Source organism: Desulfogranum mediterraneum DSM 13871 (assembly GCF_000429965.1).
GTDB lineage: Bacteria > Desulfobacterota > Desulfobulbia > Desulfobulbales > Desulfobulbaceae > Desulfogranum > Desulfogranum mediterraneum.
Window position 1 is genome coordinate 20,644 of the sequence record NZ_AUCW01000021.1, and the last position, 24,928, is coordinate 45,571.

General features: G+C 58.1%; 20 protein-coding genes and 1 other RNA gene. 11 read left to right on the forward strand and 10 right to left on the reverse strand.

The features are described from left to right. The first annotated feature begins 100 nt into the window (after window positions 1-100). Both G494_RS0111175 and G494_RS23025 read left to right on the forward strand, forming a co-directional pair. On the forward strand, window positions 101-1,390 hold the full coding sequence (locus G494_RS0111175; protein ID WP_028584611.1) for a 4Fe-4S binding protein: 1,290 nt from the start codon (window positions 101-103) through the stop codon (window positions 1,388-1,390). A 152-nt stretch (window positions 1,391-1,542) separates the two neighbouring features. Further along, window positions 1,543-2,205: a YfbR-like 5'-deoxynucleotidase gene (locus G494_RS23025; RefSeq protein ID WP_051305613.1), complete on the forward strand. Its 663-nt coding sequence runs from the start codon at window positions 1,543-1,545 to the stop codon at window positions 2,203-2,205. Here G494_RS23025 and G494_RS0111185 read toward each other — a convergent pair. Together G494_RS0111185 and G494_RS0111190 are read right to left on the reverse strand one after the other, a co-directional pair. Further along, complete coding sequence (locus G494_RS0111185; protein WP_028584612.1) at window positions 2,200-2,973, reverse strand: hypothetical protein; 774 nt, start codon at window positions 2,971-2,973, stop codon at window positions 2,200-2,202. The two genes, G494_RS23025 and G494_RS0111185, sit on opposite strands and share 6 nt — an antisense overlap. An 11-nt stretch (window positions 2,974-2,984) precedes the next feature. Next, a complete protein-coding gene (locus G494_RS0111190) occupies window positions 2,985-4,067 on the reverse strand; it encodes an OmpA family protein (protein WP_028584613.1) in 1,083 nt (360 codons plus the stop codon). A gap of 922 nt (window positions 4,068-4,989) precedes the next feature. On the opposite strand from G494_RS0111190, the gene G494_RS0111205 reads away from it, so the two are divergent. Together G494_RS0111205 and G494_RS0111210 are read left to right on the forward strand one after the other, a co-directional pair. Further along, entirely contained in the window at window positions 4,990-7,425 is a 2,436-nt protein-coding gene (locus G494_RS0111205; RefSeq protein ID WP_161629975.1) for an ATP-binding protein, read from the forward strand. A gap of 99 nt (window positions 7,426-7,524) precedes the next feature. Next, window positions 7,525-8,637: an aldo/keto reductase gene (locus G494_RS0111210; RefSeq protein WP_051305614.1), complete on the forward strand. Its 1,113-nt coding sequence runs from the start codon at window positions 7,525-7,527 to the stop codon at window positions 8,635-8,637. Window positions 8,638-8,899: 262 nt separating this feature from the next. Here the strand turns inward: G494_RS0111210 and G494_RS0111215 are convergent, their stop codons facing one another. The 6 genes from G494_RS0111215 to G494_RS23040 form a co-directional block, all read right to left on the reverse strand. Then, window positions 8,900-10,651 (reverse strand): ParB/RepB/Spo0J family partition protein, encoded by a 1,752-nt coding sequence (locus tag G494_RS0111215; protein ID WP_028584617.1) that lies wholly within the window; start codon window positions 10,649-10,651, stop codon window positions 8,900-8,902. Beyond that, entirely contained in the window at window positions 10,651-12,027 is a 1,377-nt protein-coding gene (locus tag G494_RS23030; protein ID WP_051305615.1) for a YihY/virulence factor BrkB family protein, read from the reverse strand. The genes G494_RS0111215 and G494_RS23030 overlap by 1 nt, the downstream gene beginning before the upstream one ends. 64 nt (window positions 12,028-12,091) lie before the next feature. Then, a complete protein-coding gene (locus G494_RS23035; RefSeq protein WP_232362537.1) occupies window positions 12,092-14,245 on the reverse strand; it encodes a response regulator in 2,154 nt (717 codons plus the stop codon). Continuing rightward, window positions 14,245-15,087 carry an HDOD domain-containing protein gene (locus tag G494_RS0111230; protein ID WP_028584619.1) on the reverse strand — a complete coding sequence of 281 codons (843 nt, stop codon included), beginning with the start codon at window positions 15,085-15,087 and terminating at the stop codon, window positions 14,245-14,247. The genes G494_RS23035 and G494_RS0111230 overlap by 1 nt, the downstream gene beginning before the upstream one ends. Window positions 15,088-15,222: 135 nt before the next feature. Continuing rightward, window positions 15,223-15,585 (reverse strand): molybdenum cofactor biosynthesis protein MoaE, encoded by a 363-nt coding sequence (locus G494_RS0111235; RefSeq protein ID WP_028584620.1) that lies wholly within the window; start codon window positions 15,583-15,585, stop codon window positions 15,223-15,225. A gap of 13 nt (window positions 15,586-15,598) precedes the next feature. Beyond that, the gene (locus G494_RS23040) at window positions 15,599-17,002 is read right to left on the reverse strand and encodes a lytic transglycosylase domain-containing protein (RefSeq protein WP_161629976.1); all 1,404 of its coding nucleotides are present in this window, start codon (window positions 17,000-17,002) and stop codon (window positions 15,599-15,601) included. Between the two features lie 126 nt (window positions 17,003-17,128). Here G494_RS23040 and G494_RS0111245 point away from each other — a divergent pair, with 126 nt between their 5' ends. The 6 genes from G494_RS0111245 (at window position 17,129) to tyrS (ending at window position 21,830) form a co-directional block, all read left to right on the forward strand. Next, the gene (locus tag G494_RS0111245) at window positions 17,129-17,614 is read left to right on the forward strand and encodes an NUDIX hydrolase (protein ID WP_028584621.1); all 486 of its coding nucleotides are present in this window, start codon (window positions 17,129-17,131) and stop codon (window positions 17,612-17,614) included. A 141-nt stretch (window positions 17,615-17,755) separates the two neighbouring features. Further along, window positions 17,756-18,070, forward strand: coding sequence for a cell division protein ZapB (gene zapB, locus G494_RS0111250; protein WP_153305846.1), 315 nt, complete (start codon window positions 17,756-17,758; stop codon window positions 18,068-18,070). Between the two features lie 24 nt (window positions 18,071-18,094). Next, the gene (zapA, locus tag G494_RS0111255) at window positions 18,095-18,382 is read left to right on the forward strand and encodes a cell division protein ZapA (RefSeq protein WP_028584623.1); all 288 of its coding nucleotides are present in this window, start codon (window positions 18,095-18,097) and stop codon (window positions 18,380-18,382) included. Between the two features lie 64 nt (window positions 18,383-18,446). Further along, a non-coding RNA gene (ssrS, locus tag G494_RS26140) (6S RNA) lies at window positions 18,447-18,618 on the forward strand. Window positions 18,619-19,037: 419 nt separating this feature from the next. Beyond that, on the forward strand, window positions 19,038-20,603 hold the full coding sequence (rny, locus tag G494_RS0111260) for a ribonuclease Y (RefSeq protein WP_028584624.1): 1,566 nt from the start codon (window positions 19,038-19,040) through the stop codon (window positions 20,601-20,603). 12 nt (window positions 20,604-20,615) lie between these two features. Continuing rightward, the gene (tyrS, locus tag G494_RS0111265; RefSeq protein WP_028584625.1) at window positions 20,616-21,830 is read left to right on the forward strand and encodes a tyrosine--tRNA ligase; all 1,215 of its coding nucleotides are present in this window, start codon (window positions 20,616-20,618) and stop codon (window positions 21,828-21,830) included. Window positions 21,831-21,975: 145 nt separating this feature from the next. Here the strand turns inward: tyrS and G494_RS0111270 are convergent, their stop codons facing one another. Then, window positions 21,976-22,398, reverse strand: a complete 423-nt coding sequence (locus G494_RS0111270) for a Fur family transcriptional regulator (RefSeq protein WP_035246267.1) — start codon at window positions 22,396-22,398, stop codon at window positions 21,976-21,978. A gap of 190 nt (window positions 22,399-22,588) precedes the next feature. Between G494_RS0111270 and G494_RS23045 the strand changes: the two genes are divergently transcribed. Further along, a complete protein-coding gene (locus tag G494_RS23045) occupies window positions 22,589-23,647 on the forward strand; it encodes a tRNA dihydrouridine synthase (RefSeq protein ID WP_232362538.1) in 1,059 nt (352 codons plus the stop codon). Here the strand turns inward: G494_RS23045 and G494_RS0111280 are convergent. Next, the gene (locus tag G494_RS0111280; protein ID WP_028584627.1) at window positions 23,625-24,920 is read right to left on the reverse strand and encodes a radical SAM protein; all 1,296 of its coding nucleotides are present in this window, start codon (window positions 24,918-24,920) and stop codon (window positions 23,625-23,627) included. The genes G494_RS23045 and G494_RS0111280 overlap by 23 nt on opposite strands. Between the last annotated feature and the right edge of the window lie 8 nt (window positions 24,921-24,928).

Here is a 24,928-nt window from a genome sequence, read left to right on the forward strand (position 1 = left end):
CGGGAGGCATGACGATGGGGAAGACTCCCCGGAACTCGTCTCCCGTCGCTCCATGATCGTTGCCGGTACTCACTGCTGCTCGTCAGATGGAAGGTAAACTATGATTGGACGTATACTCGCTCTTCTGGCCGCCCTGTTCTTGGCCGCCCATGCCATGCGTCTGGGTAACGGCGGGGCCGTGGGCTTCTGGTTGCTCGGGGCGGTCCTGGCCACTGTTCGTGCCCCTTGGAGCGGCTGGGCCCTTGGTGGTCTGCTTGGGGCAGGTATGGTCCTGTGGTTGGAGATTGCCATCCAGCTTGTCGGCCTGCGGTTGGAGCAGGGGCAGCCCTGGTTGCGGCTGGCCATCATCCTGGGCGCAGTGGCCGGGCTGACCGGCCTGGCAGCCCTGCTCAATGGTCGGAGGGCCTGGGCGGCCGGAGGGGGAAAGGCCTGGGTTCAGGGCGCTGCCTTTCTGCTCACCGTGGCCGGCTTGGCCCTGGCCAGGGAAAAGTCCTCCCTGGATATCATCCTGGCGGATCGTTTCTTTCCCGGCAGTGGTTGGCTGGCCATCTTTTTTCTGGGCTGCTATGCCGCCTGGATAGGCGGCAAGATGGTTGTGCCCGGGCAGTCTGCCCGCTGGCGGCGAAGGATCTGGGCGGTTTTTTCTGGCCTGTTTTTTCTTCAGCTTGGTCTGGGGCTCTTGGGGCTGGAACAGTTTCTGATGACCGGTAGGCTTCATCTGCCGGTGCCGGCCCTGATCCTTGCCGGGCCCCTCTACCGGGGCGAAGGTTTTTTCATGATCATTCTCTTTGCCACCACCCTGCTGTTGGTCGGCCCTGGCTGGTGTAGTCATCTCTGTTACATCGGGGCCTGGGATAACTGGTCGGCACAGCAGCAGAAAAGGGCCGGACAACTTCCAGCCTGGCGGAGTCGTCTTCGTCTGGGCATCTGTGCTGGCGTCATTGGCGGCGCCATTCTGCTGCGATACTCGGGGTTGTCCATGTCCGTGGCCCTCATCCTGGCCGCGGTTTTTGGGCTGGTCGGGGTGGTGATCATGCTCACCTGGTCACGTCGGAGCGGCAGCATGACCCATTGCACCAGCTACTGCCCCATGGGATTGCTCGCCAACATCTTTGGTAAAATCAACCCCTGGCGTATCCGGATGGCCTCGGGCTGCACCCAGTGCGGAAGCTGTACCCTGGTCTGCCGCTATGATGCCCAGACTCCTCTGGATATCATGGGCGGCAAACCAGGCTTAAGCTGTACCCTCTGTGGCGACTGTATCTCAGGCTGTCCCCACGGCCAGTTGGCCTACACCTTTCCCGGGCTGCAGGCAGAGCATGCCCGGCTGGCCTTTATCGTGATGGTGGTTTCCCTGCATGCCATCTTTCTCGGAGTTGCCCGTCTCTGATGGCCGCATTGAGACGATGCGATCTTTCAACCGGGGAGAGCTTGGGGTTCCTTGTTGGTACAGAAAGCAGAAAGATCTGGAAAGAATAGGCCCCTGCTCTGCAGTTTGTTTTTCATTTTACCTCAGCTAACCTCAGCCTGCTGGAGCTCTCCATGGAATGGAACAGGACCATGACCCTGCCAAAACTTACCCTGGCCGACCTTGCCCGCTCAGGTCATGTGACCCGTTGGCACAGTGTGCGCACCTCTCGAGATCAGACCCTGGCAGAACATCACTACATGGTCACCAGGATCTCCAACAAGCTGGCCAAGGAGATCTTTGCCTCTGCCCTTACCGACAGGGGCCTGCTCCAGATCATGGAGTATGCCTCCCTGCACGATACCCCTGAACTGCTCATGGGCGACCTGCCCAGTCCCCTGAAGCGTCATCTGGAGCAGCTCTGTGGGGAGGATAATCCCCTGGAGGCCATTGAGGACGCCATCGCTCCCTGGCTGCGGCAGATGAAGGAGGATATGCGCCGGGAGCATCCCGAGTACCTGCTGGTGGTGAAACTGGCGGATATTATCGATGCCCTGGTGTTCATAACCGAAGAGGGGATTGGCTCCCATGCCGCCAGGGTGATTGCGATTCTTGAGGAAATGCTCCGCGATAAGCTCAGTCAGGCCCGTTCCTCCTATCCGCACTATGACTGGTCCTACACCCAGGCCCTGCTTAGGCAGTTGCTGCACCAGGGGGAGGCCTCCAAGCTGGCCTTTGAGGAGCCGGTCGGGGAGGACACCTCTTCATCGATGGGGGCTCCTGGCGCGGGCTCATGACCCGGGCAGGGGTGTCCCCTGGTCCGCGCTCTCTTCCAGGCGTTGCTGGACATCCTGCCACCAGCGTTGCTGCCATTGAGGTGAGAAATAGAGCGAGGTGTCCCGGTCAAAGGAGGTGTGTTCTGCAATGATCTCCTGGTGGTGGCCGGCGATGAGTTCCTGAATCCATGCCATTATCGCGCCTTGCGCCTGGGCCGCGGAGTATTCGATGATGGTCGGCGGGGCTGGCGGAGAACTCTCCAGCTGTGCATTGAGCCGCCGGGCTGCCAGCTCCATCAGGGCAAAGTGGATCTGTTCATGCTGGAGCACATAGGCGGCCTGTTCTGCAGCTATCTCGGGGTTCCACCAGGAGTGTTCAGGGACGAAAACCGCCTGAAAACGCAGCTTGTTCACGGTGGCAAAGTAGAGCCTCCGCCCCTGGTAGCTGCTGTGGGTAATGGTGATTCGGGTGCTTGCTGCCGGTTGAATCTGGAGTGTGGAGCGGGCATTGAGGCGATGGTCCTGGTCCTTATCCGAGACGGGATCCCGGGGACTGCGAAAGTCGTCGCGGGTGAGCTGGCGATAGCTGAAAGACGCTACTGCCTCGCCACTTGGGGGGAGAATCCGTGGGGCCGCATAATCGGGGAGCTCTGCACAGCCGGAGAGGAGGAACAGGGTAAAGACGAGCACCGGGGCGAGTCGAGCGGTGCGCTTGGCGGACGAGATGAAAACCAGCGTCCCTGTGAGGGCCACAGGCAGGACCCGTATGAGCCTGCCTGTGGTAACCACTGCCGGATGAATTATTTCATCCCGGTGATGATGCTTTCAACCCGTCGATTTTTGGCGCGACCTGCTTCGCTCTGGTTGGAGGCGATTGGCTTTGCCTTGCCAAACCAGCTCAGGGTTATCCGTTTGTTATCGATACCGCCTTTCTCTACCAGGTAGGCACGAACACTGGCGGCCCTGCGTTGGGAGAGTCCCAGGTTGTACTCGTCGGAGCCCTTGCTGTCGGTGTAGCCTGCCAGGGTGACGTGGGCTCCAGGGTTATCCTGGAGGAAGATGGCCAGCTCGTTGAGGGCGACGTAATTTTCCGGTTTGATCTCGGCCTTGTCAAAATCAAAGTGAAAGGCATTCATGGTGCGGCCGGCCACCTGGGGCTTGGCAGCAGCTTTCATGCCTTTGACCATGAACAGTGGGTTGGTCAACCATTCAGGGTGGCCAAGCAGCTCAGAGAACCTGATAACCTTGCCGCACTCCGTGGCACTGGCCACAGCCTGGACCGCCTTGTCTCCGTTGGTCGCATCATCGGTGTCGATGACGTAGAAGCAGATGTCGTACTTCTTGGCCAGTTGACGGGCCAGGACCCCTGGGCTGGGCAGGCCGTTGTTGACGGTATACTGGCCGTCTGTAAAGAGGAAGACAATGGTCTTGCCAGCTTGCTTGGCCAGGACCGCGTCAAGGGAAACAAGGCCGTGCTGAAGCAGGGTCGTTCCCGAGGGGCGTGCAGGCAAGTCCTTGATGGTGGAGGTGAACAGCTCCTTGCTATAGGTCTGCATGGGGATGTAGGCGTTGAAGGCCTGCTTGCCGAATCCCGGAGTAAAGGTGTAGAGACCTGCCTGCCAGTCCAGTTGGGGCAGGGTGGCATTTTTTTCGGTGAGGATCTGGCGCTCAATATCCAGACGCATCAGCTCGCCGCTCTTGACCGTAGCCCCCATGGAGCTGGAGGAATCGTAGAGGATGATAAAGTTGTCGGCGAGCTTGACAAAGGCTACATTTTTTCCGCTCACCGTCTTGGTTACTTCCTGGGAGTAGGCCGTGGTGGTGAGGCAGGTTGCCAGGATCAGAATCAGTCCATAGATCAGACTCTTTAGGGTGGGTCGCATCGGGGGGCTCCTTGTTGATTTTTGATAATAATTAAGGTGGGTTGAAAAAAACTATAATGAATAGTACTGCAGGGTTTGGGTAGAGTCAAATGGTAATCTGTTGAGCACGGAAACTCTGCCAGGGTACAGAGGGCAGCTTCAGAGACGGTGCCAAACCGCGGAGCCGAAGGGCCCATTGAAAAATAAAATAGTCATAATTTTGGTCGATTAGATGGGATGAGTCATGATATCCCAAATCGCCAGCTGGTTGGGGCATCCGGAACCTTGATGGCTGGATGAAGTCCAAGCAAGCTCGAAAAGAAATAGCGGTCGAGGAGCTGCTACTCCATGGCTTCAATCGAAATCGTGAAAACCAAGCTGTTTCAGCTGACGCTCCAGGTGAAAACGAGTTTTGAAGCCTCTTCTTAGCGTAACTCCTTGCTATCACGCTATATACAGCAAGTGGTGCCCTGGAAGATGGGGCTGGATTTTTCAAGGTAGCCTTTAGCTTCTGGTATCCCAGCTCCTCTTTGGCGCATAGTGTACCCTGTTTGCCTCTGGAGCCCAGTAAAGGTTTGGTAAGTTTTTCTCTCTCTGGGTGGAGGGGGCCGGTGGCTTGCTCTGCCCCGGTGAGTTTGCGCTGGCGGGACCCGGCCGGGGCTGCAGCTGGAGCCGCCATTGCTCCTTGCCCCCTTTAGTGGAGTTTAGCCTCAGCCCTGCAGCAGGGCTGAGCCGGGAGGCTGTCCGGAACAACCCTCTGCCCAGCTCTTGCGAGGTTTTTATCAGCAGCAGGGTTGACACATGGATGGAAAAGAAGCGATAATTTCCAGGATGGTACTTCTTCTTTGTCCGGAACCCCTTGGTCGGATCATTCAGGCGGAGCAGGGCAGGGGAGTGGATCAGCGGCACTAACCTTTGCCAGGGGGCTCTCATCAATTTCAAGGTGATCAGAACGGTCGGCCGTCTCTTGTTTTTTTTGCTCTTCTTTTCCTCGATCTCTTCAGCCAGGGAGGTGATCAGGGTAGGGGTCTATGAGTATCCTCCCCTCCTTTTTCAGGGGGAACAGGATCGGCCCCAGGGGCTGTTCATCGATCTTATCGAGGAGATCGCCCGCCGGGAGCGGTGGCAGGTCCGCTATGTCCACGAAAGCTGGGCCAGTCTGCTGAAGATGCTGGAGCAGGGGGAACTCGATATCCTGCCGGCCATCGCCTACTCTAAGGAGCGCGCCCGTCGCTTTACCTATACCTATGAGAGCGTGGTCACCAACTGGGCAGAGTTGTTTACCGCCAAGTCGACCAGCCTGACCTCTCTCTTGGAACTGGATGGCCTGAAGATTGGGGTAGCGCAGGGGGATATCCACTTTGCTGCCCTCCAGGATATTACCTCCAAATTAGCCCTGGACTGCCGGTTCATTGAAGTTGAGGATTACCTGACCATCATGGAGATGCTCGATGCAGGCTATGTGCAGGTGGGGGTGGTGAGCAGGCTGTTCGGTGTCCAGTACCAGAGCCAGTTTCAGGTCAGGGAAACTCCGGTCCTGTTTAACCCTGTGGAACTCCGCTTTGCCGGGCCCAAAGGGGATCCTTATGGTTGGGTGTCAGCCATCGATCGCCATCTCACAGCCATGCAGAGAGAGGAGGGATCTGCCTATTTCACGGCCACCAATCGCTGGCTCAAGGTGGAGGACCGTTCGCAACTCCCGCGTTACTTGCTGTTGATCATCGCCGCTATCGGGGCTGTGGCCCTCTTTTTTTTCGTCACTGCCTTTATCCTGCGCTTGAAAATAAAAGAGCGCACCAGGGCACTGATGGCGGCCAATCAGCAGTTGACCAGAGAGGTCGGTGAGCGGCTGGAGATAGAGCATGAACTGAGAAAGCTGGCTGAGATCGTTTCCGCCTCCACCGATGCCATGGCCCTGCTGGACAGGGAGGGGGTGCATCAGGTTGTGAACGGGGCCTATATGGTCTTGGCCCGGGAGGCAGGCCTCATTGAGGTGAAGGGGAGCCACTTTTCCTCGCTGTTTGGGGGCACCACCTTCTGTCAGGAGATGGAAGCCGCCTTTAAGCAGTGCCTGGGCGGAGAGGTGGTGCAGCAGAAGCGGGACTTTCTGGGCCAGGGTGGTGAAACCACCATCTGGCATCTGACCTACAGCCCTTCCTGCTTGGCAGTCGATGATCAGGTGAGTGGGGTCGTTCTGGATATTCGTGATGTTTCCGAACAGATACGCTTGGAGGAAAGTTTAAAAAACGCCCAGAAGATGGAGGCCTTGGGGATGCTGGCCGGTGGGGTGGCCCATGACCTCAACAACATCCTCTCCGGCCTGGTAGGCTACCCGGATATGCTGCTCAGCAACCTGGCCGAGGATTCAAAATTCTATCAGCCCCTGATGGTGATCAAACGCTCCGGAGAGAGGGCCGCTGCCGTGGTGGCGGATCTCTTGACCCTGGCGCGACGGGGAGTGGACAACCATGAGCCCCTGGATTTTAATCAGGTACTCAGGGATTTTCTGGACAGCCCTGAACATCAACAGATGGTGCAGGGGCGGCAACACATCCGTTACAAGATCAATATAAGCGCAGAGCCATGCATGATCATGGGGAGTAGCATCCAACTCTCCAAGGTGATCATGAACCTGGTGGTGAATGCCCTGGAGGCCATGCCCGATGGGGGGCGCCTCTTGCTTGAAACCCGTCACCAATCGATCGAACCATTCACCGCCAGTACCGGTCAGGTCCCCAAGGGGCCGTACGTGGTCTTTACGGTACAGGATAACGGGGTGGGGATTGCGGCCAATAATGTATCCAGCATCTTTGAACCGTTTTATACCAGCAAGGTCATGGGCAGCAGCGGGACCGGGCTGGGTATGACCATTGTCTACGGCATAGTCAAGGACCATGGCGGTTCTATCGACCTGGCCAGTACCCGTTTTCAGGGGACCACCTTTAGACTGTTTTTACCCCTGACCGAGCAGGCGGCCCTGGAGGAAGAGGAGGAAGAGGGGCTTGATCTCCTGAGCGGGGCCAACGAGCGTATCCTGGTGGTGGACGACATGAGAGAGCAGCGGGAAATCGCCACCGATATGTTACGTAACCTGGGGTATTCCGCCCATGCCGTTGCCTCCGGAGAAGATTGTCTGGACTATCTTCGCAGCCACGCGGTGGATTTGGTGATTCTTGATATGATTATGCCCGGTGGACTGGATGGCCTGAGTACCTATCAAGAGATCGTTCGCCTCAACTCCTCCCAGAAGAGCATCATTGCCAGTGGTTTTTCCCGTTCCGATCATGTATATAAGGCCCAGCGGTTGGGAGCAGGACTCTATTTGAAAAAACCCTATACCATGCTGGAGTTGGCCAAGGCGGTGCGCGCCTCCCTCTAGTGATGGGGAGGGGAAGAGCAGGGAGGCACTGGCAAGGATATGGAATACCGAAGATTTGGTAAAACCGGCCTGTCCATGCCGTTGTTTTCCGCAGGTTGTATGCGTTCCATGCAATCCTGGCAAGAGCTCTCCCCTGAACAGATCGAGCCACAGCAGCAGGCCAGGCTCCGAGCCATTGTTCATCAAGCCCTGGGGCATGGTATCAACCATCTTGAAACCGCCCGGGCCTACGGTTCGTCGGAACACCAGTTGGGTCGTGTCCTCCAAGAGTGGGAGCGTAGCGACTACATACTCCAGACCAAGGTGGCGCCGGAACCCGATGCTGCGGTTTTTCGCCGGAATGTGCTGGATTCCCTGGCACGACTTCAGGTGGAACGGCTAGATCTTTTGGCCATACACGGGATCAATACCTTCCGTCAGCTCTGGCAGGTGTGCCGAGCGGGCGGCTGTCTCGAGGAGGCCAGAAGGTTGCAGACCGAGGGGCGGGTCGGCTGGATCGGTTTTTCCAGTCATGGTCCCAGGGAGGTTATCCTTGAGGCGGTCCGACTGCAGGAGCACGGCGGATTTGATTACTGTAATCTCCACTGGTATACCATCTTTCAACGCCATGAAGCGGTACTTCAGGAGGCGGGCGAGCGCGACCTGGGGGTGTTTGTCATCAGTCCCAGCGACAAGGGGGGCATGCTGCACACGCCGCCTGCCCTGCTCACCAGGTTGTGCCGGCCGCTCAGCCCCATGCAGTTCAATGATCTCTTCTGTCTCCAGCATCCTGGGATCCATACCATCAGCATCGGTGCGGCCAGACCTGCCGACTTTGCAGAGCACCTCAAGGTCCTGCCCCACCTGGCGGATCGAGAGCTGGTCGCAACCATCTATAACCGCTGGCAGGCACAGATGCAGCGCCTGACCGGCAGGAGCCATCCCGATGCCCACTGGGATAGGTTTCCTTTTTTTGAAGAGATCCCGGGGTATATCAATATCCCCAGAGTGCTCTGGCTCTATGATCTTGCCAGAGGCTGGGATCTGCTTGCCTACGCCCGCTCCCGCTACCAGCAGTTGGGCAGTGCCAGCCAATGGCTGCCGGGTAATGTCCCCGGCTGGGTGGCGGGCTATGACCTCAAGGAGGTCGCGGTCCAGGCCGGCCTGGACGAGCAGGAACTCAAACGCCAGTTAACTCAGGCCCATGAGCTGCTGGCAAGGGGAGCTGTATAGGCGCTCTTTGTTCCTGCACCTAGGTGCCACTCGATTTCATCGCCCACCGCCCCCCCCCATAAAAAAAGCTCCTCTTGTCTTCGGCCAGGAGACGCTATCGCCTTGACCCTGGGACGATCCCCTTTGCTCATCCTTGAGCTTGGTATAATGCGCTCGGGTAGGAGGGCCGGACAGGAGAGAGCTTGGGCTGGGGAGAGGAAGAAGACAAGGGAGCCTCTGCTCATTTTTCGCATGCGAAAAATGAGCAGAGGCTCCCTTGTCTTCAGGAGAGCAGGTCTTCTTTAGAGAGCAGGGTCTCAAGTTTACGAAGGATGTCCTGGTAGTTGTCTTTGTTGATGCGCAGCCGGAGTTCGTAGCGGTCAGGATGGTCGGGAGGAACAGAGGCGGCCCTGGGCTCTGCCACAAGGTTGAAATCTTTTTGGCAGGCCTGGTCGCCGAAATACCTCCGGCGCAGGGGGACAAGCTTCTGAGCCAGGCGCTGCTGCTGTTGCTGGCGCTCTTTCCCGGCAGGCGGCTCAAGGCTGTTCTCGTAGAGGCGGATAAAGGTGGCGGCCCGTTGTCTGGCCTCCATGGCCTGGCTGATAAGGGGGCGTACCTCCTCGGAGGTGATGGTGGCGTGGAGGCTGGTAGATCGTTGAGCCAGGAGTTTGATAATTTTCTTCAGCTGGGGACGGGTTGGTCCCAGGGGCTTGATGATCTCCAGGTAGAGGCTGTCGCGGTCCAGGGGATCCTTGATCGGGGCAAGGACTTCGGCGGCCGTGGAGAACTGGAGCTTGTCATTGATGATATCGTTTATAATTTCAGGAGACTCGCCTCTGGTTCTGATCTGGTTGACCTTCCTGTACTTGTGGATGGTGGAGTGAGATACCTTGCTGCCAGGCGAACCGATCCCCAGAGTCGCGCCAAACTGTTCGGCCAGCATGGTGTTGTTGAGCTGCAAACGTTCACTGGCGCTGTCAAGAAAGTTGCCGATTTCCACCGGGTTGAGATTGCGGCGCCTGGTATTCTCGGCAAGGGAGATGTTGAAAAAGTCTTCGCTGCTGAACTGTTCTTCCTGGAATATCTTGGCCTCAACCCACTCCTGGGACAGGCGGCTCAGGGCTTGAAAGCGTCGAAAACCGCAGAGGATCTTATAGCGGCCATCATCTTTCTGGAGCAGGACCAGTGGGTGGAGCAGGCCGTTTCGTTGGATGGAGACGGCCAGCTCTTCGATATAGGATTCCCTGGAGATCTCGTTGTAACGGGTATCATTGGGTATGCGGAAGATGTATTGCAGATCGTCTTCACCTGTAGCGTCGATGTTGGCCAGCCGGATCTGTCTGACCAGGGCCATCTGCTGGCTGAACTGAGCCAGTGCCGAGGCCAGGGCACTGGCCGTGGCTGTGGTTGCCTCCGTGCTGCTCAGCAGCTGGGGAGCAATGGTCAGGAGGAGGGATCGGACCCTGGGATCAAAGAAGCCGTCAAGATAATTTTTCTGGCGAAAGAGCTGGTTGAGGTGCCAGGGCTCCCTGCCGCAGTAGTCCGAGTCTGTAGGGGCGATGGCCGTGCTCAGCTGCTGATCCTCCATGGCCAGGCGAAATCTGGAGAGTCGTGACGGGGCCAGGGTCGGGTTATGGGGACGTTCCTTTACTCCGCGCTCTCCCTGGCCATAACCCAGGAGCAGCTGCGCTCCCGCCTCCATGGTGGGCGGGCCGACCTGGAGGATGACGACCTGGGGGAGCAGGTCGTTGCCGCTGATCTCTTCCTTGAACTCTCTGATCTGCAGTAAAAAGGTATCAGTGATCTTTTTCCTGGTCTTGACCGCCTCCACATTACTCAGGTCCAGGATCGCTTTCTTATACCTGGTATTGATGACCCCATAACACCCCAGCTGCCTGGTCAGCAAAAAGCCCAGTTGCCCCAGGAAGTTTTCCGGCTGGACCGGCTCATCGCCGCCATAGCCGTTGGCCACAATGAGCAGGAGGTTGTTGTTGCCCAGGATGGTATGGATGGCACGCTCCCTGTGCTGAATCATCAGCTTCCTCCGTAGGTCTCTGCTGCCTGGAAGCGGTGTCCCTTCACTGCCTGGCGGGCTCCTTCCAGGGCAAGGTTTGCCAGCTCTCCTCCTGGACTTTCCTTGCCTTGTCGGCCAAAGATCACCTCAACCACCTCCTGGGCAGGCAGCTGCTCCGAGGTGGTAACCGGCAGGTAGGTGAGCTCCCTGTTGATCACTGTGGTCCGAAGGAGCTGAGCTGCCACCAGGGTGGAGAGGGTCTGGCTGATCTCTGTCGGCGTGCAGGCCTTGAGCTGTTGCTGCAACCCCTCGCTGGTGGTGGGTTTCCGCTCCTGGAAATCATCATAGGTGGCGTTGAGGAGGTCATAGCAGAGCTGCAGGCTCCTCCCCGGGGTGAGGGGCGAGTCGTTGAAACGGTAACTTCGACGGGTTTCGATGGCATAGGCCAGGGTGGCCCCCAGGAGGATAAAGGTCCAGCAGAGGTGCAGCCAGGTCAGAAACAGGGGCACCGTGGCAAAGGAGCCGTAGATGGCATTATACTTGGCCACGCCTACCTGGAGAAAGATGTACATCTTTTGGGTGAGCAGCCAAAAAAACGAGGCAAAGACGGCCCCGGCTAGGGCAGCCCTGGTGGAGAGCTGGGCCCGGGAAAAGAAGAGGTACATCAGGGTGAGGGTCATCACGATGAAGAGAAAGGGCAGTGCCTTGAGCAGACCGGTGAGGAGCCAGGAGACCGGCAGGGCCGTGGAAAGGTAGCCCATCATCCGGTTGCTGGCCAGGATGGCCTCACCGGCAAAGGCCAGGTTGATGGAGATGGGCAGGAGGATGAGCAGGGCCAGGTAATCCATGATCTTGCGCAACAGCGGCCGTCCCTGGGAAGATTTCCAGATGGCATTCATGGCCTCTTCGATGGTGCTGAAGACCATCACCACCACGATCAGGAGGCCGGCGACCCCAAAGGCGCCGATGGCGGCAAAGTTGGTGTTCTCCACATAGCTGAAGACGGTGTCCATGGCATGGTAGATGTGACCGCTAAAACCTGCTGTCGCCATCTCGGTTCCTCCAGACGGGGCAAGGGACTGGATCGGATCGGTTTGGGCTGCAGGACGGGGTTCGATCTGTTCAATAAAGCGTTCGGCCGCCACCCTGAGCTGGTTTTCTCCGCCCATGCCCTTGAGTATGGCCGTGCTCATTGCCAGCAGGGGGACCATGGAGAGGATCACCGAGTAGGTGAGGGCCGAAGCCCGGATGGAAAGATTGGCCTGGATGGCCTCCCGGAACATGATAACCATGACCTGGAGGGTGTTTCGCAGGCCGGCAACAAGCCGAGGCGCCTCGCTCTGCTCAGCGAAGATCCAGCTCTGCCAACGTTCAAGCCAGTGGTGGTGGTTCAACATAGCGGATCCTTGCTGTAGAGGTTGGTGGCGCAGCTGGCGGGCTGGGGAAAGCTGTAGGCGGCAGTCAACGACCGATCTCCCGGTAGAGCCATTTTTCGATGATTTCAAAGACCAGTTCCCGTTTAATGGGCTTGGAGATGTAATCGTTCATTCCCGCCTCCAGACAGATCTCCCGGTCACCCTTCATGGCATTGGCAGTCATCGCCACTATGGGGATGGTCTCAAATCCAAGCTCACGGATGACCCGGGTGGCTTCAAGGCCATCCATCTCCGGCATCTGCACGTCCATTAAAATCAGGTCATAGCGGTCAGGGTTGCCGCTGAAGCTCTGTACCGCCAACTTGCCGTTTGCCGCCACATCAACCTGGTAGCCGGCCTTGGTGAGAATCAGGGTGGCCAGTTTCTGGTTGATCAGGTTGTCTTCGGCCAGCAGGATTCTGACCGACTGTTTGAGCTCCTCGCGAACACTGTACTGGGTGATCAAGGGCTCTTGGGGCTGCGGATCGCTCTCCAGTTCCTCTTTTCCCAGTAATTTTTCAATGGTCTTAAAGAGGATCTCCCGGCGTGCCGGTTTGGTCAGAAAGGCGTTGAACCCTGCCTGGTTGCAGCGTTGGGCACTCCGGTCGGTGGAGGAGGTGTAGGCGAGCAGAGGGGTCCGGGCCGTGGCCGGCAACTCCTCACGGATTATTCTCGCCAGGGTATAGCCGTCCGGAGCAGGCATCTGGATGTCCAGGATAATCAGGTCAAAGGGATGGCCCGCGGCCACGGCCTCTTCGATGGTGGAGCGCGCCAGGGTGCTGTCCTGGAGGGTGGTGACCGTCAGCTCCGCGGCCTGGAGAAGGTGCTGCAGGATGTTGAGGTTGGTGTCGTTGTCGTCGACCACAAGGATCTTCTTGCCGGCCAGGGATACCTTGTTGAACTTCTTGCGGTGCTGCTGTCTGGATTTTTTCAGCCTGGAGGTGAAGTGAAAGGTGCTTCCTCTGGCATCACTCTCGGCCCAGACATGGCCGTTCATCAGGCCGGCGATCTGACGGCAGATGGACAGTCCCAGGCCGGTGCCGCCGTACTCCCTGGTGGTGGAGCCGTCGGCCTGGCGAAAGGCCTCGAAGATCGATTCCAGCTTATCCTCTGGAATACCGATGCCCGTATCTCGGATATAGGCGTGGAGGGTAATATCTTCCTCCTGCTCCTGCTCGATCATCAGGGCCAGTTCGATCTCACCCTCTTTGGTAAACTTGGTGGAGTTGCCCATCAGGTTGACCAGGACCTGACGGAATCGGCCCGGATCCCCCATGACATTGGCCGGCAGGCGGTCATCGATTCGACAGAGCACCTCGATGGGCAGGCCGTTGACCTTGGGCCTGATCAGCTCGCAGACATCCTGCGCCGTAATTTCCGGATCAAAGTCAATGCACTCCAGGTCCATTCTGCCGGCTTCAACCTTGGAAAAGTCGAGGATATCGTTGATCAGGGAGAGCAGGGCATCGGCGCTGCGCTTGATGGTCTCGGCAAACTCGATCTGACTCTCGTCAAGGCGGCTGTCCAGGAGCATCTCGGTAAAGCCGATGATCCCGTTCATGGGGGTGCGGATTTCATGGCTCATGGCGGCCAGGAACTCGCTCTTGGCCACATTGGCCGATTCTGCCGCCTTCTTGGCGGTGCGCAGCTCTGCGGTCTGCTGTTTGATTTCTGCCTGGAGGGTCTTGGAGTAGCTGAGCTGTTGTTCTTGAATCTTCCGGTAATTCTGTTCGTTTTCCACCATGATGTCCTGGAACTTTTTTTCCAGGACCGCGGACTTTCGATCAAATTGTTTTTTCTGGATCCGGAGTCGGCTGATGGTCTCTTCGTTTTCTCTATGGGCCAGGAACAGCCGTACGCTCAGCCGCAGGATGGTCGCCATCCCCTGCGGCGGAATGGCCGCGGTAGGGTGCGGGGTAGCCAGGATGCAGCCGTTCAGGTCCGGCACGGCCAGGAGGGTGAAGCGGCGTCCCTGGTGGTCAAAGGAGAGTTCGGAAGAGCGTTCCTGGTGGTGATCGATCAGGGCCAGGGCCTCTTCGCTCTCCAGGGGAAAGGCGGCAGAGCAGGTATGATGTCCTGTCTGGTCTGCGCAGAAGTAGGCGAGTTCTTCGCCCTCCTGTTCCAGGTGGGTGCAGAGCGAGGATAAACCCTGAACCGGGTCGACAAGGTCGGCAAAGAGGGTGTTGAGGGCCATGGTCATCAGTTTCCGTACATGTTGGTGGTGTTTTCCAGCTCTTCGGGAAGGTCTTCGGCAAGGACCTTGTATTCCTCGACGTTTTTCTGGATGTGGCTGGCCAATTCTGCTGAGAGTGGAATGGACAGCCCCTCCTTGACTGCGAAGCCAAGCTGGTTGACGATGTACTCCGCCATCTGGAGGATGCCGGTGGCGGAGTTGGGCGACAGAGAGCGGTCATCATGGTGATGATCGCGGATCGCCTCCACCAGGGGCTGGGAAATCTGCCACTCCTGGGCCAGGAGGTAGCCGATCTCACCGTGGTCGGTGTTCAGTTCCTCCTGTTCAAGCTCTATCAGGGAGGGGCCGCCCGGTTCGAGTCGGTCAATGATGCTAAACAGGGACTCCCGTGCAACCTCCAGTTCGACGATCAGGCCGATATCATGGAGGATGCCGCAGAGGTAGGCGTCGTCGCCGTTAATGGAGAAGATCCGTTCGGCGATCATCTTGCAGCAGAGCCCCACCGCCGCGCTGTGGGCCCAGAGTTGCTCCGGCGAGAAGCCGGCAGAGGAGGCTTCGGTGTTGATCATCCCCTGGATGGCATCGGTGACCGCAATGTTGTGGAGGTTCTTCATTCCCAGCAGGGCCACGGCCCGGGAGATGGAGTCTACCTTGCGAGACATCCCGAAAAAGGAACTGTTCACCAGGGTGAGTAACCGGGCCACCAGGGCCGGATCCTGGCGGATGACTTCCTCAAAGTCCTGGAGGGTGGAATCCTCATCATTGATCAGCTGAGCCAGCCTGGTCACGATGTGGGGCAGGGTCTTGGTCTGCTTGAATTGTTGGATGAGTTGTTCTGCCGCAGCCATAGGTTGTTTTCCTCCGCCTGGGATGATCAGAGCGATGCCCAGGGGGCGGGATCGATCGCTCACTCTGGGGAAATCTTGCCGGGATCCTCCCGGGAGCATGCCTGTGCACTGCTCCTGTCGGAAAGATCCTGGTGTTTATTGGATAATTTCTTTCTTGCTGACCGCTTCGGCCTTGATCCGATCAAGCAGGGCGGCGAGGACTGGTTTGATGTTTTCCCGCAGGTCACCGGCAACGATGATGAAGAGGAGATCGTCGCCCGGGTAAAAGGTCCCTGAATGGGCCTCGACGATGATCTCGTAGATGCCCTCATGGCTGAGATATTCCTGGCGGAGCGCGGCCACCAGCTCCTGGTCCACGGTGGTTTCCAGGGCCGTGACCGGTTGCCTGTCGGCACGGGACCAGTTACGGACCGTACCGTTATGGATCAGGATCATGCCGACGTTGTCATTGAAATCTGGTCGTTGCTTCAGTTCTTGGATGGTCTTGGAGATGTCCATGGGTTCCGTGGGGCTAGGGTTTGTTTTTGGAGATGGTTTTCAGGGTAATGATCTTGCCGGGGTGATGGGGGACAGCCAGCTGCTGGCCGACCCTGATGGTTGCCTGGCGGTTGAGTCGGTTGAGTTGGCGCAGGGCCTTGGTGGTGGTTTTGTATCTCCTGGCAATGGAGCTGACCGTGTCGCCCCGCCGGACCAAGTGGACAGAGCCTTCGCCTTCGCGTTGCCTGGATTGATAGAAGGAAGCCTTCAACTGACTGCGTTTGAGGCGAATCCGTTTACTCCCGGGCAACCGCAGGGGGTAGCCCTTGGGGACCAGCTTGCGGCCCTGGAGCACCGAGCTTCGCAGGGCCGGGTTGAGGCGGGCGAAATCCTGCTTGGAGACCCGGAAAAAGTTACGTAGGCTCTGGGCAGAGGCATAGCCCTTCAGGGGCAGGGTGATGATGGCCTCCGGCCGTTCAGGGAAGAGGGTCGGGTCGGCTGCCAGGGCTTCGGCCACCTGGGTTGCGGCCAAGAATTCCGAGTAAAAGTTACGGGAGGCAAATTTAAAGTAGCCCTGGTTGTACTCCTGGAAAATAGTAACATAGTCATGATGCTGTTTAACGGCCCTCAGCATCCCGGACCGGCCATAGTTATAGGCCGTCAGGGCCAGGGGCCAGGTTCCCAGCTGGCTATGGTTTTCCTTGAGCAGCCGTGCTGCCGCGTGGCTGGCGAGCAGGGGATCGTAGCGTTCATCCAGGACCGTGTCAATGGTCAGGTAGTTACGACCGGTACTGCGGGTGAACTGCCAGAGCCCGGCGGCGCCGGCCTTACTGTGCGCCTGAGGGTTGAAGGAGGACTCCACGTGGGGGAGGTAGGCCAGCTTCTGGGGCAGGCCATAGCCTCTGAAGATGGTCTTGATCGCCTGGAGATATTTACCGGAGCGAACGACTCCGGCCCGAAAACGATCCTGCTGACCGATCTGGAGACGGATATTGTCCCGGGCCTTGAGAAAACTGGTGTGCCGCTGTTTCGGGAAGAGTGCGGCGATCCGTCTGGCCTGGGCAGTGGTGGCTTTCTTGCCGTGACCCAGGTCGGTAAGGATGTTTTTCAGGTGACGCCGGGCATATTTGATCAAATTGCGATTGATCTGGCCGGAGCCCGGGGCCTCCCAGTCGACCAGGTCGATCACCGCGTAGACGATGTGGAGGTTGTCACGGTCATGGAGAATGCCCTGGCGGGAGGTGTAGCGGCCGTAGACATCTTTCCAGAACGAGACATTGGCCTGGATCTCGGGATAGAGGGGGAATCGTTGGCCGGCCTGGGAGAGCGGCACCATACTCAGGAGCAGCACTGCTGTCATCGCTGCCCAGAGGACGGGCTGGCCGAAGGGTGCAAGGACGCAACGGCGCCTGCTCACTGCTGGTGTTGGGTGTTTCATCCTGACGATCACTTCTCTTGCCCGTTTCGAGCCTTTATCCCTTGGAAAAATTGCCTGTTCATCTATTATACCCAGAAATGGGAAACTGCAAAAACAATAACTGCGACTATAAGGCAGAAGCACACAATGTATCAACCTATCATCGGTACCCTCGGCTACATCCTCTCCCCTGATCGACAAAAGACCCTCCTGGTTCATCGTAATGCCCGCCAGGATGACCAGCATCTCGGCAAGTATAACGGGGTAGGGGGAAAGATGGAAGCCAATGAGGACATCCTCCAGTGTATGCGCCGCGAGGTCCGTGAAGAGACCGGGCTGCGTTGTGACGAGTTGATCCTGCGGGGCACGATCAACTGGACCGGTTTTGGCCCCAAGGGTGAGAACTGGCTGGGTTTTATCTTCCTGATCACCTCCTATTCCGGAACCTTGATGGAGTCCAACGAGGAGGGCGAGCTGGCCTGGCATAGCCTGGATACCCTGGAGACCTTGCCCATGTGGGAAGGGGATCGGTATTTTCTGCCCCTGATCTTTGACGATGATCCCAGGATCTTCCACGGTTTCATGCCCTATGACAACGGTCAGCCCCTCTCCTGGGAGTTCAGCCGTTGTTGAGCGTGCTTTCCTGGGTCCTGTTTTCTAAAAACCTTGCGCTTGCAGTGGCTCATCGGTATAGTTGGCTGCAGCGAACTGAGACAATATTATCGTAAGGTTTTTTTTTTAACCTTTCCGAGAACTTAAATCCGAGGGATAACCATGGAACATAACGCGGAATTACTTCGCTTGGAAGAACTTGTTGACCAGCTTTTAACCCAGTATAGTCAGCTGAAATCCGATTATAATGCCCTTGAGGAGATGTTGCAGGAACGCGATATGGAGTGTGCCGACCTGAAGGCAACCATCGAGAACCTCAACGATGAGCGCAGTTCGGTCAGCAACCGGGTCTCAGGCCTGCTGGACCGGATCTCCCAGTGGGAAAGCGAGCAGGACAGCGATCAAGCCGGCAGCAGTGACTCTGCGGAACAGGCGGATCAGGACTCTCCCTTCAGCGGTGAAGGCGAAGGACAGTAGGCCTGGGCCGGGCCATCGATCCTAATGAAAGAGCGTCTCGTCCGTTTTAACCTGTTTGGTCAGGAGTTTGCCTTCTACAGCGATGCGCCCAGCGACGACGTTGAACAGGCCATTACACTCCTCCGTCAGGAGCTTGAGGGGGATGAACCTCTCGGGCGCAGTACCATCCCGTCGAGCAAGATGCTGGTTCTGGGAAGTCTTCGGCTTGCTGCAAGGTGTGTGCAGTTGGAGCAGGAACACCAACGATTTCGAGAGACCCAGCAGGCGTCCATAGAGAAGCTTGTCCGGAAGATGTCGTCCCAAATTGACTAGGCAGGAGAGATTATCGTTTAGTTTCGCGGAGCGTTCTGCTATACTAAAGACAACAGAATAGAAAAGTCCCCTGCTCTGTTGGTGATTAACGGAGTATTGAGCCAACTCTCATGATTAGGGTAGCTATTTTGTCGGAGGATGGAAATCTTCACTGATTCCCTGAGGACGGCAGCTGGCATTGCCCACCTAATTTATTAGGTTTAATCATTCCGTTAACACGGCAGCGCGGGGGTTTTTTTTTGAAATACCAGCAGGGAAGAGCTGCTGTGCACATATACTCCATCTAACGTGCTTATGTCGGGATGGAGACGAGCGTGGCTAAGGACGCCAACAGGTTGCTACCAACGACCCCTCTGATGAGATCAGGTTTACATAGATCCTAGATGTGAAACCCTTCACCTGGGCTGTTTTTACGAGAAGCTGAATTGTCCTATCTGTCTCTAATTTCTCGTATTTCCATAGACCGTCAAGCGGCAGGCACCTGTTGGTTGTTGTGACAGGTTGGCGCTTCCCTGGAGCTGTTAGATCTGACCTGGTTCCTGACGCCGATGCTCGCCGCGATCCGCACGCCCCCCTTCCTGTATACCATTTTCAGCAGTCCACTGTTTCGCCTATGCACGAGCGATAATAAACTGCGCAACATAAGGTGTTTTTTGTGGAACTCAATGTGACGACCATGCTGCTTGCAGTGGCTAATTTTATTGTCGGCCTGGGGGTTGGGGTATACCTCCGTAAACGTTTGGTCGAGGGAAACCGGAAGAATCTCGAGTCCCAGGGGCGTCAGATCATAGAAAACGCCATCAGCGAAGCTGAGCAGATTAAGAAAGAGGGTCTGCTCCAGGCCAAAGAGGAGGCCTATCAGGCCAAGCAGGAGGCGGAACGCGAGATCAAGATCAGTCGTGAAGAGCTGAAGAACGATCAGCGCCGCCTCAATCGTAAGTTTGATGAGGTCCAGAAGGACTTTCAGCTCCTGGAAACCCGTCAGGACGAGCTCAAGGCGCAGGAGGGGAAGGTTGCTGTTCGGGAAGAGCAGCTGCTGGAACAGGAGAAGACCTACGACTCTCTGGTTGATGAACAGCGCTATACTCTGGAGAAGCTGGCCGGCATTGGTCGTGAAGAGGCCAAACAGCAGCTGATGGAGTTGATAGAGAGCGAGGCCAGGATGGACTGTGCCAAGCGCCTGTCACGCATCGAAAATGAGATGAAGATCGAGGCAGACCGCAAGGGGAAAAATATTCTGGCCCTGGCCATTGCCCGCTATGCCGGTGATTATGTCGCCGATAAGACCGTCTCCATGGTACCCCTGCCCAACGATGAGATGAAAGGCCGGATCATCGGCCGGGAGGGGCGTAATATCCGAGCCATCGAGGCCGCCACCGGGATCGACATCATCATCGATGATACCCCGGAGGCGGTGATCCTTTCCGGTTTTAATCCCATCCGCCGGGAGGTGGCCCGCTTAGCCCTGGAGCAGCTGATCTCCGATGGCCGGATCCATCCGGCCCGGATCGAGGAGGTGGTCCAGAAGGTCACCGAAGAGCTGGAGGTGGAGATCCGGGAGGCCGGTGAACAGGCCACCTTTGACGTGGGGGCCCATGGGATGCATGTGGACCTGATCAACCTGATCGGTCGCCTGAAGTTCAGGACCAGTTATGGCCAGAACATTCTGAAGCATTCCCTGGAGGTGGCCTTCCTCTGCGGGGTGATGGCCGCTGAACTCGGCCTGGATGTGAAGAAGGCCAAACGTGCCGGTCTGCTCCACGATATAGGCAAGGCCGTGGACCACGAGGTGGAAGGCTCCCATGCCGTTATCGGTCGGGACCTGGCCAGGAAGTATGGAGAGCCGGAAGACATCGTCTATGCCATCGGTGCCCACCACGAAGACCAGCCGCCCAAGAGTGTGCTTGACGTCTTGGTGCAGTCGGCGGATGCCCTCTCCGGCGCCAGGCCCGGGGCCCGTAAGGAGATGCTGCAGAGCTATGTGAAGCGGCTGGAAGATCTGGAAAATATCGCAGACAACTTTAAAGGGGTAGATAAGTCCTACGCCATCCAGGCAGGCAGAGAACTGCGGATCATCGTCAACAGCCAGAAGGTCAAAGACGACGAAGCCACCCTGATGAGTCGCGATATAGCCAAGGCCATTGAGGAACAGTTGACCTACCCGGGCCAGATCCGGGTAACCGTGATCCGTGAGACACGCGCGGTTGAATACGCCAAATAGCGGGAGAGAAAAATGAAGTCGGTAGAAGAGCAGATTGCGCTTATCCAGCGGGGGGCGGTTGATCTCCACTCCCGTGATGAGTTGGTGAAGAAGATAAGCCGTTCCCAGGAGACCGGAAAGCCCCTGATCATCAAGGCCGGATTTGATCCAACGGCGCCTGACCTCCATCTCGGTCACACGGTTCTCTTGCAGAAGCTGCGTCATTTCCAGGTTTTAGGTCACGAGGTCCACTTTTTGATCGGTGATTTCACCGGCCTGATCGGTGATCCCACCGGTAAGTCTGATACCCGTCCTCCCCTGACCAGGGAAGATATCGAGCGCAATGCCGAGACCTACAAGGAACAGGTCTTCAAGATCCTGGACCCCCAGAAGACCAAGGTCCAGTTCAATTCCACCTGGCTGGGTGAGTTGAGTTCCTACGAGATGATCAGGCTGGCCTCCCAGTTAACCGTGGCCAGGATGCTGGAGCGGGATGATTTTAAGAAGCGTTTCGAGGCCAATCGCCCTATCTCCATCCATGAGTTCCTCTATCCCCTGATCCAGGGCTATGATTCGGTGGCCATGAGCGCCGACGTGGAGCTTGGCGGCACCGACCAGACCTTCAACCTCCTCATGGGCCGTGACCTGCAGCGTCACAAGGGCCAGGAACCGCAGATTGTCCTGACCATGCCGCTCTTGGAGGGCTTGGACGGGGTCAACAAGATGAGTAAGTCCCTGGGCAACTACATCGGCATCTCTGAGCCGGCCAACGATATCTTTGGCAAGGTGATGTCTGTCTCCGATGAGTTGATGTTTCGCTACTTTGAGCTGCTGAGTGATCGTTCCATGGAGGAGATCACCCGCTTGAGGGAGGATATCGCCGCGGGTACCCTTCATCCCAAGGCGGTGAAGGTCAAATTGGCCAAGGAAATTGTCAGCCGCTTCCATTCGGCTGAGGCAGCCGACGATGCAGAGCGCAACTTTGAGCAGGTCTTTGCCCGCCATGAATTACCCGATGATATCCCGGAGGTGACCCTGGAGGTGGCTGAGGAGGAGATCTGGATCCCGAAGTTGCTCCAGGAGGCAGGACTTGTCAAGTCCAGCTCCGATGGGCGGCGGATGATCACCCAGAATGCGGTGAGTATCGACGGAGACAAGGTGACCGACGTCAAGGCCGAGATTAAAGCCAGCGGCGAGGTGCTGCTCAAGGTGGGCAAGCGGCGCTTTTGCAAGGTGGCCTTCAGCTGAAGAAGTCCTGATCCGGTAAAGAAGAGGAGAAAAGCGGCGACCTGGGCACAGGTTGACCGCTTTTTTCATTCTGTTGCTTTTGTTTGCTGCTTACTCTGCTCACCGCTTTGAAGAGGGGCGAGGGGTGCCAGGGGAGGGGCTGCGCTTACTGGGCCGCCTGTTCGCGGGCCAGCCGCTGCTGGCAGGCAGGACAGGTGCCGGTAAATTCCACATGGTGACCGATGATCTGATAGGAGGTCGTTGCTGCGGCCTGTGCTACCAGGTTGTTGAGCACCGGGATGTCCAGGTCATCGACCTTGCCGCACTCGGCACAGCGGATATGGTAGTGGTTTTCGGTGGTGGCATCGAAGCGCTTCTGGGTGCCGCCGACTTCGATCTTGAGGATCATGCCGTTGTCAGCCATCAGCTCCAGGTTGCGGTAGACCGTGCCCAGGCCGATCCTGGGGAGCCGTTTTCGCACCAGGTCGTAGAGTTCGTTGGCAGTGGGATGGCTGGTGACCTTGCTCAGTTCTTCCAGGATAACCTGGCGTTGGGTGGTCAGGCGGAGCATGGGGGCTGGTGCATTCATGGTGGTATCTGTCTATGGGTATCCTAACTGGGGCGCGCCTCTGGATTTCGGCGCAAGCTCAGTCGTTTTTGTTATGATCTTCGGCTAATCGGTGGTCTGGCAGCCTCAGTGACTGCCAGTCTCACCTTCGAACAGGATAATAATTCTCAATATAGTACCCCTGGGAGGGGTTTTTTTCAAGGTGGATTTCATGGGACAAGAACAAAGCAGGATGCCGGGGTACCGGCCATTGATCATCCGGGGGCTTTCCATCGGACCGCCGCTGCTGCTGGCGCCCATGGCCGGGCTGACCCACTCGGCCCTGCGGACAACCATCCAGGGCTTTGGCGGCGTAGGCCTGCTCAGCACCGAGATGCTGGCTGCCTGGCGACTGCCCAGGGAGAGCCCCAGGTCCCCCTTTCTGGTCCGCACCCCGGGGGAATCCCCCCTCTCCTATCAGCTGCTGGTCAATGACCCGGAGCTGGTGGAGCCGGCCATCCACGCCCTGGAGCCTCTGGGGGCCGAGATGATCGATTTTAACCTGGGCTGCCCGGCGCCGCGGGTCAGAAAGAGCGGCGGCGGCTGTCGGCTGGTGGCCAAGCCGGAGCTGGTGCGTGCAATCATCCGCCGGGCCCGCCGGGCCACGGAGCTGCCGCTCTCTGCCAAGATCCGGATTGGCGAGCGGCTCGAAGAGGCGCCCCTGAAGGCCCTCTGCACCATGCTGGAGGATGAGGGGGTGGATCTGCTCACTGTCCATGCCCGGCTCCATAAGGAGGCGTTCTGTCGCAAACCCCGTTGGGAGTGGGTGGCCAGGGTCAAGGAGTGGCTCTCCATCCCGGTAATTGCCAACGGCGGCGTGGATTCGGTGGCCTCGGCCAGGCAATGTCTGGAGGAGAGTGGGGCCGATGGCCTGATGATCGGCCGGGCAGCGGCAGCCCGGCCCTGGATCTTTGCCGAGATCAGTGCTGCGCTCTACAGCCATGGCGAACAGCCTGTGGTCTCTCTTCCCGGAGTCTACCATGCCTTTGCCCAGGGACTGGTGGACCGTTTCAGGCCGGAGCGGCGGTTGGGGCGCTTAAAGGAGTTCAGCCACTACTTTGCAGAGAACTACCCCTTTGGCCATCATCTGGCCTCCAGGGTACAGTCGAGCCGCTCCGTGGCCGAGGCCCTGACCAGGGCCGGAGATTTTTTTAGAGCCAGCGACGCCGAGGAGTTGGAGCGACTCCGCCTGGCACAGGGCCAGGCCTTTATGTTCGAACCTGGGGATTGAAGTAGCCCAAGCCCACCTGGGGGTGCTCTCCCTTGAGACGGCTCAGCCAGTTGCGGATGCCCATGGCAGGAGCGCTGGCTTGGTGCTGGAGCACCCGCAGGTAGGCCTCGGGGTCCATGTTGAGGTTGCGCAGCTGGATAAAATCGGGACCACAGTCACAGATCAGCTCCGACAGGGCCTGGTACTCGTCAGGATCATCGGTCACCCCGGGGAAGATGAAGTAGTTCAGGGAGACGTGGCGCTGGTAACGCTTCATCACCCGGATGGACTCCTTGACATCCTCCAGGCTGAAGCCCCGCGGCTGATAGTAGCGGCTGTGCTCTTTCAGGCGGGCGCTGTTGAGGGAGATCCGGATGGAATCCAGGCCGGCCAGGGCCAGCCGTTCCACGGCCTCAGGCAGGCTGCCGTTGGTGTTGAGGTTGATGGTGCCGCGGCTGGTCTGGCTGCGGATCAGGCGAATGCTCTTCTCCAGGGTGTCGGCCTGGAGCAGGGGCTCCCCTTCACAACCCTGGCCAAAGCTGACAATGGCCTTGGGGGCGATTTGGAGGTGGCCCGCCCCGATCTCCGCCAGCTCCTCAGGGGTGGGAACAAAGGCGATCCGGTCCTGGGTGGAGGCACAGCAGCCGGATGGTTGGAGGGAGATGCAGCCGGCACAGGAGGCGTTGCAGACCGGTGAACTGGGCAGCGGAGCTTCCCAGCGTTGGAGGAAGTAGTTACGGGCTGCCGGACAGCAGTAGGTCAGACAGCACTTTCCCAGGTGTTGAATCAAGCGGTTGTGGCCGCTCTGCTGGAGCTTGCTGCGGGTCTTGCGGGTAATGGTCTCTTGGTCAAAGTTGGCGGCATCCTGGCGTTGGTCCTGGTCACTGCGAAAACCACTGACCCAGAACCTGCCCTGGGCCCAACCAACGGCGGTGTATGCAAAGAGCGGCAGCAGCGGGCTCTGCTCGTCCTGGGTGTGGTAGGCTGCCGTGGCCAGCGAGGTGTAGGCCGGTGACATGAAGGCGGCCACCGCCTGGACCTGGCCGGAGCCGCCATAGGGGTCGCTCTCCAGGAGGGCGGGTTCCCCGCTCTCTTCCTCGATTCCCACCGGCAGCCGCCCGGGCAGGGTGAAGAGCTCACTCCCTTCAGGCAGGGGGATCAGATCCTCCAGGGCGGGGCGGTAAAACTGACCGGCACTGCTGCCGGCCATCTGCAATCCCTCATACTCCTGGATCTCTCCCTTGGCGTTGGCAAAGAGCAGGCAGGGGGTGCTGCGGGGGTGGCGTGTCTTCATGCTCTTGC